Origin of the sequence: Paenirhizobium selenitireducens ATCC BAA-1503, from assembly GCF_900492185.1 — a bacterium.
GTDB classification, from domain to species: domain Bacteria; phylum Pseudomonadota; class Alphaproteobacteria; order Rhizobiales; family Rhizobiaceae; genus Allorhizobium; species Allorhizobium selenitireducens_A.
The window spans coordinates 42,585-55,413 of sequence record NZ_UEYP01000016.1 but is presented as its reverse complement, the minus strand read 5'-3'; the positions used below and the strand labels follow the sequence as shown (position 1 = coordinate 55,413).

General features: G+C 64.8%; 10 protein-coding genes, 1 tRNA gene and 1 pseudogene. 2 read left to right on the top strand and 10 right to left on the bottom strand.

What is annotated here, in order from left to right; genetic code table 11:
* Positions 1 to 79 precede the first annotated feature (79 nt).
* From RHIZ70P_RS19585 to tesB, 4 genes are all read right to left on the bottom strand, one after another.
* A complete protein-coding gene (locus RHIZ70P_RS19585) occupies positions 80 to 2,767 on the bottom strand; it encodes a DNA translocase FtsK (protein WP_115672142.1) in 2,688 nt (895 codons plus the stop codon).
* Positions 2,768 to 3,015: 248 nt separating this feature from the next.
* A complete protein-coding gene (locus tag RHIZ70P_RS19580) occupies positions 3,016 to 4,449 on the bottom strand; it encodes an ammonium transporter (RefSeq protein WP_115672141.1) in 1,434 nt (477 codons plus the stop codon).
* 27 nt (positions 4,450 to 4,476) lie between these two features.
* Entirely contained in the window at positions 4,477 to 4,815 is a 339-nt protein-coding gene (locus RHIZ70P_RS19575) for a P-II family nitrogen regulator (protein WP_115672140.1), read from the bottom strand.
* A gap of 223 nt (positions 4,816 to 5,038) precedes the next feature.
* Positions 5,039 to 5,923 carry an acyl-CoA thioesterase II gene (gene tesB / locus RHIZ70P_RS19570; protein WP_115672139.1) on the bottom strand — a complete coding sequence of 295 codons (885 nt, stop codon included), beginning with the start codon at positions 5,921 to 5,923 and terminating at the stop codon, positions 5,039 to 5,041.
* Positions 5,924 to 6,005: 82 nt separating this feature from the next.
* Between tesB and RHIZ70P_RS19565 the strand changes: the two are divergent.
* Positions 6,006 to 7,223 (top strand): annotated as a pseudogene (locus RHIZ70P_RS19565) (ubiquinone biosynthesis hydroxylase); the annotation flags it as partial.
* 386 nt (positions 7,224 to 7,609) lie between these two features.
* On the opposite strand, the gene RHIZ70P_RS19560 reads toward RHIZ70P_RS19565, so the two are convergent.
* The 4 genes from RHIZ70P_RS19560 to RHIZ70P_RS19545 all read right to left on the bottom strand — a co-directional run bounded on the left by RHIZ70P_RS19560 (position 7,610) and on the right by RHIZ70P_RS19545 (position 10,131).
* Positions 7,610 to 7,798: a Trm112 family protein gene (locus RHIZ70P_RS19560; RefSeq protein WP_115672137.1), complete on the bottom strand. Its 189-nt coding sequence runs from the start codon at positions 7,796 to 7,798 to the stop codon at positions 7,610 to 7,612.
* Between the two features lie 14 nt (positions 7,799 to 7,812).
* Positions 7,813 to 8,496, bottom strand: a complete 684-nt coding sequence (locus RHIZ70P_RS19555) for an LON peptidase substrate-binding domain-containing protein (RefSeq protein ID WP_115672136.1) — start codon at positions 8,494 to 8,496, stop codon at positions 7,813 to 7,815.
* Between the two features lie 94 nt (positions 8,497 to 8,590).
* Positions 8,591 to 9,565 carry a thioredoxin gene (gene trxA / locus RHIZ70P_RS19550; protein WP_115672135.1) on the bottom strand — a complete coding sequence of 325 codons (975 nt, stop codon included), beginning with the start codon at positions 9,563 to 9,565 and terminating at the stop codon, positions 8,591 to 8,593.
* A 59-nt stretch (positions 9,566 to 9,624) separates the two neighbouring features.
* Positions 9,625 to 10,131: a prolyl-tRNA synthetase associated domain-containing protein gene (locus RHIZ70P_RS19545; protein ID WP_115672134.1), complete on the bottom strand. Its 507-nt coding sequence runs from the start codon at positions 10,129 to 10,131 to the stop codon at positions 9,625 to 9,627.
* Positions 10,132 to 10,409: 278 nt separating this feature from the next.
* Here RHIZ70P_RS19545 and RHIZ70P_RS19540 point away from each other — a divergent pair.
* Positions 10,410 to 10,484, top strand: a tRNA-Gly gene (locus tag RHIZ70P_RS19540).
* 89 nt (positions 10,485 to 10,573) lie between these two features.
* On the opposite strand, the gene RHIZ70P_RS19535 is transcribed toward RHIZ70P_RS19540, so the two are convergent.
* Together RHIZ70P_RS19535 and RHIZ70P_RS19530 are read right to left on the bottom strand one after the other, a co-directional pair.
* Positions 10,574 to 11,587 carry an aldose epimerase family protein gene (locus tag RHIZ70P_RS19535; RefSeq protein ID WP_115672133.1) on the bottom strand — a complete coding sequence of 338 codons (1,014 nt, stop codon included), beginning with the start codon at positions 11,585 to 11,587 and terminating at the stop codon, positions 10,574 to 10,576.
* 30 nt (positions 11,588 to 11,617) lie between these two features.
* Positions 11,618 to 12,802 carry a vWA domain-containing protein gene (locus RHIZ70P_RS19530; RefSeq protein WP_115672132.1) on the bottom strand — a complete coding sequence of 395 codons (1,185 nt, stop codon included), beginning with the start codon at positions 12,800 to 12,802 and terminating at the stop codon, positions 11,618 to 11,620.
* Positions 12,803 to 12,829 lie beyond the last annotated feature (27 nt).

The window sequence follows — 12,829 nt, the reverse complement described above, 5'->3', positions numbered from 1 at the left end:
GTCTTCATGACCGATCGGGCTCTGCGCGGTCGGGCCAACGGACCTGCCAGGCAGGCAACGCCCGGCGGGGCCGCCTGGTTCACCGCTCGATGATGTCGGCTTCGGTCGGCACCAGGATCTCGCGCTTTCCGGCGTGGTTGGCGGCACTGATGATGCCTTCCTTCTCCATCCGCTCGATCAGCGAGGCGGCGCGGTTGTAGCCGATGCCGAGGCGGCGCTGGACGTAGGAGGTGGAGGCCTTGCCGTCGCGCAGCACGATCGCCACGGCCTGGTCGTAGGGGTCGTCCGATTCGCCGAGATTGGCGGTGCCGGCCGGTCCGCCGCCATCCTCGTCTTCGTCCTCGTCGACGGTGATCGCTTCCAGATATTGGGGCGAGCCTTGCGTTTTCAAGTAGGCGACGATCTCCTCGACTTCCGTGTCGGAGACGAAGGGGCCGTGGACGCGCTGGATGCGGCCGCCGCCGGCCATGTAGAGCATGTCGCCCATGCCGAGCAGCTGTTCGCCGCCCTGTTCGCCGAGAATGGTACGGCTGTCGATCTTGGAGGTGACCTGGAAGGAGATGCGGGTCGGGAAGTTGGCCTTGATCGTGCCGGTGATGACGTCGACCGAGGGGCGCTGTGTGGCCATGATGACGTGGATGCCGGCGGCGCGCGCCATCTGGGCGAGCCGCTGGACCGCGCCTTCGATGTCCTTGCCGGCAACCATCATGAGGTCGGCCATTTCGTCGATGATGACGACGATATAGGGGATAGGCTGGAGATCGAATTCCTCGGTTTCGTAGATCGCCTCGCCGGTCTGGCGGTCGAAGCCGGTCTGCACCGTGCGGGTCAGGATCTCGCCCTTGGCGATCGCCTGTTCGACGCGGCTGTTGAAGCCGTCGATGTTGCGCACGCCGATCTTCGACATCTTCTTGTAGCGCTCTTCCATCTCGCGCACCGCCCATTTCAGCGCCACGACGGCCTTCTTCGGGTCGGTGACCACCGGCGAGAGCAGATGCGGAATGCCGTCATAGACCGACAGTTCGAGCATTTTCGGGTCGATCATGATCAGCCGGCATTTTTCCGGCGCGAGCCGGTAGACCAGCGACAGGATGAAGGTGTTGATGGCGACCGATTTACCGGAGCCGGTGGTACCGGCGACCAGAAGGTGGGGCATCTTGGCGAGGTCGACCACCACCGGCTCGCCGCCGATGGTCTTACCGAGCGCGATGGCGAGCTTGGCCTTGTTGCCATCGAAGTCCTGGCTGCCGATCAGTTCGCGCAGATAGACGGTCTCGCGCCTCTGGTTCGGCAATTCGATGCCGATGGCGTTGCGGCCGGGAACGACGGCGACGCGGGCGGCGATCGCGCTCATCGAACGGGCGATGTCGTCGGCCAGGCCGATGACGCGCGACGACTTGATGCCGGGTGCCGGTTCCAGTTCGTAGAGGGTGACGACCGGGCCGGGGCGGACCTGGATGATCTCGCCCTTGACGCCGAAATCCTCCAGCACGCCTTCGAGCATGCGGGCATTCTGCTCGAGCGCGTCGGCCGACAGCGTGGCGTCGCGGGCGACGGCCTTCGGCTCTGCCAGTAGATGGACGGAGGGCAGCTGGAAGCCATCGGGCCGCAGCAGCGAGCCCTGGGCATCGCGATCGACACGCGCGCCGGGCTTTGGCCGTGGCGCCGGCGCGACGACACGGGGCGTGTCCTGGCCGCCGGCGGCTGCGCGTGCGGCCGGTTTCGGCGTCCAGCCGTCGTCCGGCAGGATGCCGGCAGGGCGCGGCAGGTCGTCGATGTCCAGGTCCACGTCGTCGTCGAAGTTGTCGTCCAGATCGCCGCTGATCGGCGGTGGCGAAACGATGTGGCGCGACGGCGCGGCGACGCGGCCGGTGGCGAGCGGGGCGGGTTCGAGCGAGGGTTCGCGGCGCTCGAGCGGCGTCGGCGCCTTCGGCCGCACCGGCTCGTTCAGCGTGCCGAACTCGTCCTCGTTGAAATCATAGGGCTGCTCGAAACGCGAGGTGCGTTCCTTGGGCTTGAGGCCGAGCAGGCGGCGGCTGCGGGCGCGGATCGTATACCAGTTGTGGGCGATGACGCCGAGCGCAAGGGCGATGGGGCCTTCGCGGTCGTCTTCCTCCTCGTCGTCGACCGGTGCCGGCGCGGCCTTCTGGCGCTTGGCCGCAACGGTTTGCGCTGCGGGTTCGTCGATGCTTTCGCGGCCGATCAGGCCGGTGGCGAACAGCAGTAGCCAGGCGGCCGGAACGGCGAGAATGATTCCCAGCACCATGGAAAACGTGCCGGTCGGATAGGCGCCGATGAACAGGCCCGGAAAGCGCAGGATCATGTCGCCGAACACGCCGCCGATGCCATTGGGGATCGGCCAGGTGGCGGGCGGGGGGAAGCAGCCGACCACGGCGGAGGCGACGATCGAGCCGACGGCCCAGGCCCCGAGGCGCGCGGGAATGCGCGACAGCGGACGCCCGGTGATCAGCGCCAGCGACCAGGCGAGCACCGGAAGCAGGGCAAGCAGGCTGGAAAGGCCGAAGAACTGCAGCATGATGTCGGCAAAGACGGCGCCGCCATAGCCGAGGATGTTGGTGGGCTCGTTGGCGGTGGCATAGGACAGGCTCGGATCGGCGACGTTCCAGCTGGCCAGCGAGGCGACGGCCATCACCAGGCCGAGGAACAAGGCGAAGCCGGTGAGCGCCAGCAATTGCCGCACCACGAAGGCGCTGAGCGCGAAGCGGCTGGACTGTTCCTCGATCGCGGCGGAATTGCCTCTGTTCATCTGTCTGCCCATCCGTGTGACTGCATCTGGCCCGAGAGGTCGCCGGATGCGTGCGCACGCGCCCGGCCATGACTCTGCGGTACAGTACACGGGCGAGGGTTAATCGAGCATTAACCATCCCGTTTGCGCGGCGCCCGGCGGATGGCACAAAAAAACCCGGACGGTGAGGTCCGGGCAAGGGCGGCGCGTCTCTCGACGGCCGCGACGCGTGGAGGAGCCGCGCCGGCGAACCGGCGCGGCGAATGCGCTCAGGAGTGGTAGGCTGCTTCGCCGTGCGAGGCGAGGTCGAGACCTTCGCGTTCGGCTTCGACCGGAACGCGCAGGCCGACGATCAGGTCGACGACCTTGTAGAGGATCGCCGAGAGGATGCCCGACCAGAGAACGGTGACGATCACGCCCTTGAGCTGGGCCCAGACCTGGGTCGCGGTACCGGCATAGCCGGCTGCGAAGTCGGCCGTCGAGTAGTCGACGATGCCGGCGCCGCCGAGAGCGGGATTGACGAACACGCCGGTGAGGATCGCACCGATGATGCCGCCGATGCCGTGCACGCCGAAGACGTCGGCCGTGTCGTCATAGCCGAACTTGTTCTTCACCGTGGAGACGAAGAAGTAGCAGACCGGGGAGACGATGAGGCCCATGATGATGGCGCCCATCGGACCGACAAAGCCGGCGGCCGGGGTGACGACGACGAGGCCGGCAACGGCGCCGGACGCAGCACCGAGCATGGAGGCCTTGCCACGCGACAGGGTTTCGACGATCGCCCAGGAGACGATGGCAGCAGCGGTCGCGACGAAGGTGTTCATCATTGCAAGCGCCGCATAGGCGTTGGATTCCAGGTTGGAGCCGGCATTGAAGCCGAACCAGCCAACCCAGAGCAGTGCTGCGCCGACCATGGTGAGGGTCATGGAATGCGGAGCCATCATGTCCTTGCCGAAGCCGGTACGCTTGCCGACCATGAGAGCGCCGACCAGACCTGCGATACCCGCATTGATATGGACGACCGTGCCGCCGGCGAAGTCGATGGCGCCGAAGCCGAAGATCAGGCCGGTCGGGCCGTCATAGGCGCTCGGGCCGCCCCAGAACCACACCATGTGCGCCATCGGGAAGTAGACGAAGGTGAGCCACAGGATGGTGAAGAGAATAACGGCGGAGAACTTGATGCGCTCGGCGAAGGCACCGACGATCAGGGCGGGGGTGATGGCGGCGAAGGTCATCTGGAAGCAGACGAAGACCAGTTCCGGAATAGCCACACCCTTGGAGAAGCTCTCTGCCATGGTCGTGGTGTCGACGCCGGCGAGGAAGACCTTGGAAAAGCCGCCGACGAAGCTGTTGAGCGAGCCGCCGTCGGTGAAGGCGAGCGAGTAGCCGTAGGTCACCCAGACGAGCATGGCGACGGCGGTGATCATCATCACCTGCATGAGAACCGACAGCATGTTCTTGGTGCGGACGAGGCCGCCGTAGAACAGGGCGAGACCGGGAACCGTCATCAGCAGGACCAGGATCGACGAAATGAGCATCCAGGTGGTGTCACCCTTGTCGACGGTCATGGCCGGAGCTGCGGCGGCGACTGCTTCGGCAGCGGCCGGGGCCGCTTCCTGGGCAAAGGCGATGACCGGCGCAAGCGCGCCGGCCGTGGCCACGCCCAGGGCCCCGAAAGCGGAAGAAAACTTGGAAAATGACATCAGAAACAACTCCCCTAACAGCCGTTCTTACAAAGCTTCAGAATTGGTTTCGCCGGTGCGGATGCGCACGGCCTGGTCGATCGCGTAAACGAAGATCTTGCCGTCGCCGATCTGGCCGGTCTTGGCCGCAGCGGCGATCGCTTCGACGGCCTTGTCCGCGAGTTCGGAGGCAACGGCGATCTCGATCTTCAATTTCGGCAGAAAGCTCACGGCGTATTCCGTGCCGCGGTAGATTTCAGTGTGCCCCTTCTGGCGGCCGTAACCCTTCACTTCGGTCACGGTCAGGCCCTGAATGCCAACAGCGGTGAGGGCTTCGCGCACCTCATCCAGCTTGAACGGCTTGATGATGGCCATCACAATCTTCATCTGGTTCCCATCCTTTGCTTGTCCTCGGCCCCAGCCGACTCTCCTGCCCCCGGCAGGAAAAACGCCGGGTGACTGAGAGATGACATTCAAAGTATGTGCCAGTTTGAAATTGGCCGATAAGTTATTGAAATATAAAGACGATAGAATCGCGCCCTAATAAAAGGGCATTTGATCGGCGGATGTGCGCACAAAAAATGAGCAAAAAATCGAGATTGCTAAAAAATTATGCGTTTGCTCTTTTGCGGATCAGGCCTTCCTGGGCGACCGAGGCAATGAGCGTTCCGTCGCGGCCGTAAATGCTGCCGCGCGTCATGCCGCGGGCGCCCGACGCGCTCGGGCTGTCCTGGGTGTAGAGCAGCCAGTCGTCGAGCTTCGACGGACGGTGGAACCACATGGCGTGGTCGAGGCTGGCGGGCTGGATCTGCGGATCGAAGATCGACGTGCCGTGCGGATAAAGCGAGGTGTCGAGCAGCGTCATGTCGGACAGATAGGCGAGAACCGCGGAGTGATAGTGGTGATCGTCGGGAACGGGACCGGTGGTGCGGACCCAGATATGCGCGTTCGGGTCGAGTTTCTCGTTGGAGATGTAGTGGGTGAGCGATACCGGCCGGATCTCGATCGGCCGCTCGCGGCCCCAATAGCGTCTCACCCCTTCCGGCGCCTGGGCAAGGAAGAGCTCGCGGAATTCCTTTTCGCCGACCAGTTGTCCCGCATCGGCCACGTTGGGCATGGCCATCTGGTGATCGTAGCCGGGTTCCTCGATCTGGAACGAGCAGGACATGGCGAAGATGGTCTTGCCGTGCTGCACGGCGACGACGCGCCGGGTGGTGAAGCTCGATCCGTCGCGGGTCCTCTCGACCTCGAAGATGATCGGCACGGTGGGATCGCCGGGCCGAACGAAATAGGCGTGCAGCGAATGGACGCGCCGGTCGTTGTCGACGCAGCGCTGGGCGGCCATCAGCGCCTGGGCGATGACCTGGCCGCCAAAGACGCGCTGCCAGCCGTTCTGCGGGCTTTTGCCGCGGAACAGGTTTTCCTCCAGCTTTTCGAGATCCAGCGTCTCGATCAGCCGGTCCATGGCGGTGGGATTTTCGCTCGAATTCGGCATAATAGCGCTGCCCCGCTTATAGGAACTAGTTCAAGGCTGATCTATATAGGAGCAAGGACATGCACAAGGGCAAAGGAAATTCGCCATGCTGGATTTGCTGATCGTCGGCGGTGGCTATGTCGGCCTTTCGGCCGCCGTCGCAGTCAAGCAGGCGGCGCCGCATCTCAGCGTCGAGGTGATCGAGGCGGCGCCGGAAGGCGCCTGGCAAAAGGATCCGCGCGCCTCGGCGATTATTGCTGCCGCGACCAAGATGATGGAGGTTTTCGGCATCTGGGGCCGCATCGCGCCGGAGGCCCAGCCGATCACCAGGATGATCGTCACCGATTCCAAGACATCCGACCCGGTGCGCCCGGTATTCCTCACCTTCGACGGCGCGGTGGAAGAGGGGCGTCCGTTCGCCCACATGATCCCGAATGTCGCCATGGTCGGGGCGCTGCGCGAGGCCTGCGAAAAGGCCGGCATCGCCATCCGTCACGGCGTGCGTGCGGTCGGTTTCAAGAATACCGGACCTTCGGCGGAACTTTCGCTGTCCGACGGTTCGGTCGTTTCGGCGCGGCTGGTCGTGGCCTGTGACGGGGTGCGCTCCAAGCTGCGCGACATGGCCGGGATCAAGACCGTCACCTGGGACTACGGCCAGTCGGGCATCGTCACGACGGTCGAGCACGAGCGGCCGCATGATGGCGCGGCGGAAGAGCATTTCCTGCCGTCCGGCCCCTTCGCCATCCTGCCGCTCAAGGGCAATCGCTCGTCGCTGGTGTGGACCGAACGCACGGCGGATGCCGACCGGCTGGTCGCCGCCGACGATCTGGTGTTCGAGGAGGAACTCGAGCGTCGCTTCGGTCACAAGCTGGGCCAGATTCGCGCAAGCGGCGACCGGCGGGCCTTTCCGCTCGGGTTGACGCTTGCCCGCGAATTCGTCGCCCCGCGCATCGCGCTGGCCGGCGACGCCGCGCACGGCATTCACCCGATCTCCGGGCAGGGCCTCAATCTCGGCTTCAAGGATGTGGCGGCGCTGGCCGAAACCATTGTCGATGCTGACCGACTGGGGCTGGATATCGGCGACCTCAACGTGCTTGAGCGCTACCAGACCTGGCGCCGCTTCGACACGTTCCGCATGGGTGTGACCACCGATGTGCTGAACCGGATGTTCTCCAACGATTTCACGCCACTCAGGGTCATCCGCGATGTCGGGCTCGGGCTTGTCGACCGGCTGCCGGGATTGAAATCCTATTTCATCCGCGAGGCGGCCGGCACGGCAAACGGTGGCGCGCCGAAGCTTCTGGCCGGCCAGGCGATCTGAGGCGGCGCTTGCCCCTCATCCGCCTGCCGGCACCTCTGCCGGCCCTTCGCTTTTGCTCAGGGCGTTCGTCGTTCGAAACGATTCACTGGATCGTTTCGTCGGCTTCGCCGACCGCTCCTCATCCCCGCAGGCGGGGAGAAGGGACGAGCGGCGCCGCCGTGGCGACATCGCTGACGTCGCATCCGTGGCGGCCACAACGCTGGCCGTCCCCTCTCCCTGCTTGCGGGGAGAGGGTCAGGGTGAGGGGCAGGGGCAACCCGATGCGAGATGTCGTCGGAGCCTGCGGGGCCGCCAAGGGGACCAAGCCAAGGGTGGAGAAGGTATCAAGGGAGCGGACGATGTCCGAGAGCGGCGCGCCGCGACGGACGGCCGGCCCCTTGCCCCCACTAATCCTCGATCTTGCGCGCTTCCGATACCAGCATGATCGGGATGCCGTCCCGGATCGGATAGGCGAGGCGGGCGCGTTCGGAAACCAGTTCGTTGCGCTCGCGGTCGAAGGTCAGCCGGCCTTGGCTCAGCGGGCAGACCAGCAGTTCGAGCAGCTTCACGTCGACCTTGCTCATCCGCTCGTCCATGGCTGTCGGTGATCCTATTGCAGGCGCGTGTCGGCGTCGCCGAACGTGCGGGCGAGGACGATCTCGGTGATGGCGATCAGGGTTTCGGCGCGGGTCTTGAGGTCGGGCGCCTCGAGCAGGGCCTGCTTTTCCGCCGGGCCGAAAGGCGACATCATCGACAGGGAATTGACCAGGGTGACATTGCTGGCGCGCTCGACGCTTTCCCAGTCGGCCTCAAGCTTGTTGGCGTCGAGATAGGCGCGGAAGGCTGAAAGCAGGCCCGTGCGGTCGACGCCCGCTTCTTCGTCCGGGCCGGCCTTGAGATCGGTGATGAAGGGGGCGATGCGGAAATTGCGATAGGGCTTGGTACCGTTCACTTCGTCGAGCAGGCGAAACCGACAGATGCCGCCGAGCGAGGTGATGTAACGGCCGTCGCCGGTCTCGGTGAGCGAGGTGATGCGGCCGATGCAGCCGACCTGGCAGAGCGCCGGGCGCTCGGGCAGGATGTCGCCGGTCAGGCCCTCGTTCAGTGCCGGCTGGATCATGCCGATCAGCCGGTTGCCGGCCATTGCCGCATCGAACATGGCGAGATAGCGCGGCTCGAAGATGTTCAGCGGCAACTGGCCGCCGGGCAGGAGAAGCACGCCGGCGATGGGAAACACCGGAAGCACGTCCGGCAGGTCGTTCTCGGTCAGGTATCGCGCATTTCCGACTTGCATGGAATTTCACTCCCCCCGCGGCCCGAGACGGGCCGCGATACGTCCTCCTAATGTGGTTCGCGCCGCTGCAAACTCAAGGGCGCAGGCTCTCGCGTCACGAAAACAGGATCGACGAAAGCTTGCGGCGCGCCATGATGGTTGCCGGGTCCTTCGGTCCCCAGGCTTCGAAGAATTCCAGCAACTGGCGGCGGGCGCCGTCGTCGTCGAAGCTGCGGTCGCGCTTCATGATCAGCAGCAGGTGCTCGGCCGCCTCCTCGCGCTTGCCGGCCACATTGAGGATCTTGGCGAGCTTGAGGCGCGCCTCGTGGTCGTCCGGATTGAGGGCCAGCGCATGTTCGAGCGCCGTCGGATCGCCAAGCTTGCGGGCTTCGTCCATCTGTTCGATCTTTTTGGAGACGGCCTGGACTTCCGGCGCTTTCTTGTGTTCGTCGGGCATGCCGGTGACGAGTTCGCGGGCGCGGTCATGCTGGCCGGCGGCAAGCATGCATTCGGCCATGCCGGCGGCGGCCTTGGCGTTTTCGGGGTCGGACTGCAGCACGGCGCCGTAGAGCTGGGCGGCGCCATTGATGTCGCCGCTTGCGAGAAGGGCCCCCGCTTCTTCCAGCGCGGCCTCGATCTCGGCCGCCTGGTCGGCGCCGGCGGGACCGGCGACCTTGTCGATGAACTGGCGGATCTGGCTCTCGGGCACCGCTCCCATGAAGCCGTCGACCGGCCGGCCATTGACAAAGGCGACGACGGCCGGGATCGACTGGATGCCGAGCTGGCCGGGAATGGACGGATGGTCGTCGATGTTGAGCTTGACCAGCTTGACGCGGCCTTTTTCCTCCGTGACCACCTTCTCGATCACCGGCGCGAGCTGCTTGCACGGGCCGCACCAGGGCGCCCAGAAATCGACCAGGACCGGCTGGTTGCGGGATTCATCCAGCACGTCCTTGGCAAAGCCCGCGGTCGTGGTGTCCTTGACGAGGCCGGCTGCGGCGGCGGGCGCGGCGGCCGGGGTGCCACCGAAATGCGCCTGGGCGGTCATCTGGCCGCCGTAGCCGCCATAGGGATTGCTGTTGTCGCTCATCGGTCGTCTCCCGCATCTTCAGGCCCTCGTGGGGCGTGTTTGCCGCTTAAGATCGTATGTCAGGCCGTGACTTTCAAGACAAGCGGCGTGTGGCCTGTGGCCTCCAGAAAGCGCAAGAGGTCGTCTCGTCCGATCGAGGTCGTGGCGTCGTTCGACAGCGGGTGGCCGTTGATGATGTCATGCTGCATCAGGTCTTTATCGAGGACGAAGGTGACATTGTGGCCGGTATCGTTGATCGCGCCGAACACCGTGACCGAGCCCGGGATGACGCCGAGATAGTCCATCAGCTTTTCCGGCTTGCCGAAGGAAACCTTGCTCGCCGCGCCGATCAGCGTGTGCACCGTCTTCAGGTCGACGACGGCGTTTTCCTCGACGGTCAGCAGGAAGAACCGGTCCTTCTTGTCCTTGACGAACAGGTTCTTGGTATGGCCGCCGGTGATCTCGTCGCGAAGCGCCACCGATTCGGCCACGGTGAAGACCGGTTCGTGGTGCTTCGTCACGTGGCGGATGCCGAGTTCATCGAGGAAATGGTAGAGATCCTCGGCAGTCTTGGGCTGGTTGCTCATCGGCGCTCCCTCATGCAGGTCCAGGCTTATGGAAGGACGGGGCAAACCCCGGACGGGGGAGTGATACGTGCGGCCATCGCCCTTGGCAATCGGCGAGAATGGGGGGAATGCCCCGTTTCCAGGGCTTTGGCCATGCCGGTGAGCGGGTGCTGTCCTTTTCTCGAAAAAATTCGTCATTTCCCTGTTGCATTTGAAAAATTGTTGGGCCATATAGCGCCCGTCGCCGCAACAAACGGACGGCCCCCGATCCACCGTCTACCCCCGGATCGAGGTTATGAGCGGGTGTAGCTCAGGGGTAGAGCACAACCTTGCCAAGGTTGGGGTCGGGCGTTCGAATCGCCTCACCCGCTCCAGTTTTCTTCTTCTAGAAAATCAAGACGTGACAACCCGCTTTGGCGGTTGTTTTGCGTTTCGCCGGCGTGCGGCCCCAAGGCCGCCTTTCTCAGCTCTTCGAAAACACGTAGTCCGTTTCCTGGCGCAGTACTTCGCCTGGGCGCAGCACGGCTTCGGGGAAATCGGCGTGGTTGATCGCGTCCGGCCAGACCTGGGTTTCCAGGCAGAAGCCGGCGAAGGGGCCATAGGTGCGGCCGTCCAGGCCGGGGACGGGGACGTCGAGATAGACGCCGGCATAGAACTGTACGCCGGGTTCGGTGGTGCGCACTTCCATCGTCACGCCAGAATTGATGCTGCGGGCGAGCGCCACCGACTGTTTGGGTCCGCGTTCGGCGGCCAGGCAGAAGTTGTGGTCGTAGGGGACCTGCTTGCCATCGACCGGGTGCCTGACCGGGGCCATTTCGCGGAAATCGAAGGGCGTTCCGGCGACGGGGCGCAATTCGCCGGTCGGGATCAGGTCGCGGTCGACCGGCAGATAGTGGTCGGCGGCGATCATCAGGTCGTGGCCGAGGATGTCGTCGCGGCCGTCGAGGTTGAAATAGGCGTGCTGGCAGACATTGACGGGCGTGGCACGGTCGGTTCTGCTCTCGTAGACGACAGAAAGCACGCCGTCGTCCTTGAGCGCATAGGTGGCGCGGATGGTGCAATTGCCGGGATAGCCGGCGCGGCCGTCTGGATCGGTGACTTCCATCGTCACGTGGTCGTGGCCCAGATCGGTAATCGTCCAGTTCATCCGCGCCGTGCCGGTCGAGCCGCCATGCAGGTGGGTGGTGCCGCGTTCGTTCAGTTCCAGCTGGTAGTCCATGCCGTCGATCGTAAAGCGGCCATGGGCGATGCGGTTGGCGCAGCGGCCGGGCGAGGCGCCGAAATACGGGGAGTGCTGCTCATAATCCTCGAAGCGCTCGAAGCCCAGCACAAGCGGCGCCTGGTGGCCGGCGAGCCGCAGATCCTGGATGGCGGCGCCGAAGGTGATGATGCGTGCGGTGAGGCCGCCGCCGACAAGCGTCACCCGTTCGACCGTTTCGCCCGCCAGAGTGGTGCCGAAGATTTCCCTGCCCGTCATACCTTTTCCCCGATTTCGGCCCTTGGCCGCCTATTTCGACAGTTCGCGCGCCGCGTCTTCCAGACCGCCGAGGGTCAACGGATACATCCGGTTTCCCATCAGCTGGCGTATCATGCCGACCGACTGGGTGTAGCCCCAATAGTCCTGTCTCAAGGGGTTGATCCACAGGCTGCGGCGGAAATGGCTGGTCAGCCGGTCGATCCACACGGCGCCCGGCTCCGTGTTCCAGTGCTCGACCGAGCCGCCCGGCTGGAGGATCTCGTAGGGGCTCATCGAGGCGTCGCCGACGAAGATCAGCCGGTAGTCCGGGCCGAAGGTGCGGATGATGTCGTCGGTGCCGATGACCTCGGCCATGCGGCGGCGATTGTCCTTCCAGACCCGCTCATAGGGGCAGTTGTGGAAGTAGAAATAGTCCATGTGGCGGAATTCCGAGCGAGCGGCGGAAAACAGCTCCTCGACGGTTCGCACATGGTCGTCCATCGAGCCGCCGATGTCGAAGAACATCAAGAGCTTGACGGCATTGCGCCGCTCCGGCTGCGTCTTCACGTCGAGATAGCCGTGTTCGGCGGTGGCGCGGATGGTGCCGGTGAGGTCGAATTCGTCCGCCGCACCCTCGCGGATGAAGCGGCGCAGACGGCGAAGCGCCACCTTGATGTTGCGGGTGCCGAGTTCGACCGTGTCGTCGAGATTGCGGAACTCGCGCTTGTCCCAGACCTTCACGGCGCGACGGTGGCGGCTTTCATGCTGGCCGATGCGCACGCCTTCCGGATTGTAGCCATAGGCGCCGAAGGGCGAGGTGCCGGCGGTGCCGATCCATTTCGAGCCGCCCTGGTGTCGTCCTTCCTGCTCTTCGAGACGCTGGCGCAATGTCTCCATCAGCTTGTCGAAGCCGCCGAGCGCCTCGACCAGCTTCCTGTCCTCTTCCGACAGGTGCTTTTCCGCGAGCTTTTTGAGCCATTCCTCGGGGATCGGCACGGTCTCGACGCCATCGGCGCCGGAGACGGCCTCCAGCCCGCCGAACATCTCGGCGAAGACCCGGTCGAATCGGTCGATATGGCGCTCGTCCTTGATGAGCGCCGTGCGGGCGAGGAAGTAGAAGGCCTCGGTGTCGAAGTCGGCGAGCCCCTTTTCCATGCCTTCGAGAAGGGCGAGGAATTCCCTGAGCGTGACCGGTATCTTCGCTTCCTTGAGCTTGAGGAAAAAGGGGATGAACATCGGGTCTCGCGCGCTCCTCGCCGCGGC

What these genes read in the sequence shown, in the direction of transcription:
- RHIZ70P_RS19585 (WP_115672142.1), bottom strand. Translation starts at nt 2,767, where the DNA reads ATGAACAGAGGCAATTCCGCCGCGATCGAGGAACAGTCCAGCCGCTTC.
- RHIZ70P_RS19580 (WP_115672141.1), bottom strand. Translation starts at nt 4,449, where the DNA reads ATGTCATTTTCCAAGTTTTCTTCCGCTTTCGGGGCCCTGGGCGTGGCC.
- RHIZ70P_RS19535 (WP_115672133.1), bottom strand. Translation starts at nt 11,587, where the DNA reads ATGACGGGCAGGGAAATCTTCGGCACCACTCTGGCGGGCGAAACGGTC.
- RHIZ70P_RS19575 (WP_115672140.1), bottom strand. Translation starts at nt 4,815, where the DNA reads ATGAAGATTGTGATGGCCATCATCAAGCCGTTCAAGCTGGATGAGGTG.
- RHIZ70P_RS19560 (WP_115672137.1), bottom strand. Translation starts at nt 7,798, where the DNA reads ATGGACGAGCGGATGAGCAAGGTCGACGTGAAGCTGCTCGAACTGCTG.
- RHIZ70P_RS19530 (WP_115672132.1), bottom strand. Translation starts at nt 12,802, where the DNA reads ATGTTCATCCCCTTTTTCCTCAAGCTCAAGGAAGCGAAGATACCGGTC.
- trxA (WP_115672135.1), bottom strand. Translation starts at nt 9,565, where the DNA reads ATGAGCGACAACAGCAATCCCTATGGCGGCTACGGCGGCCAGATGACC.
- tesB (WP_115672139.1), bottom strand. Translation starts at nt 5,923, where the DNA reads ATGCCGAATTCGAGCGAAAATCCCACCGCCATGGACCGGCTGATCGAG.
- RHIZ70P_RS19555 (WP_115672136.1), bottom strand. Translation starts at nt 8,496, where the DNA reads ATGCAAGTCGGAAATGCGCGATACCTGACCGAGAACGACCTGCCGGAC.
- RHIZ70P_RS19545 (WP_115672134.1), bottom strand. Translation starts at nt 10,131, where the DNA reads ATGAGCAACCAGCCCAAGACTGCCGAGGATCTCTACCATTTCCTCGAT.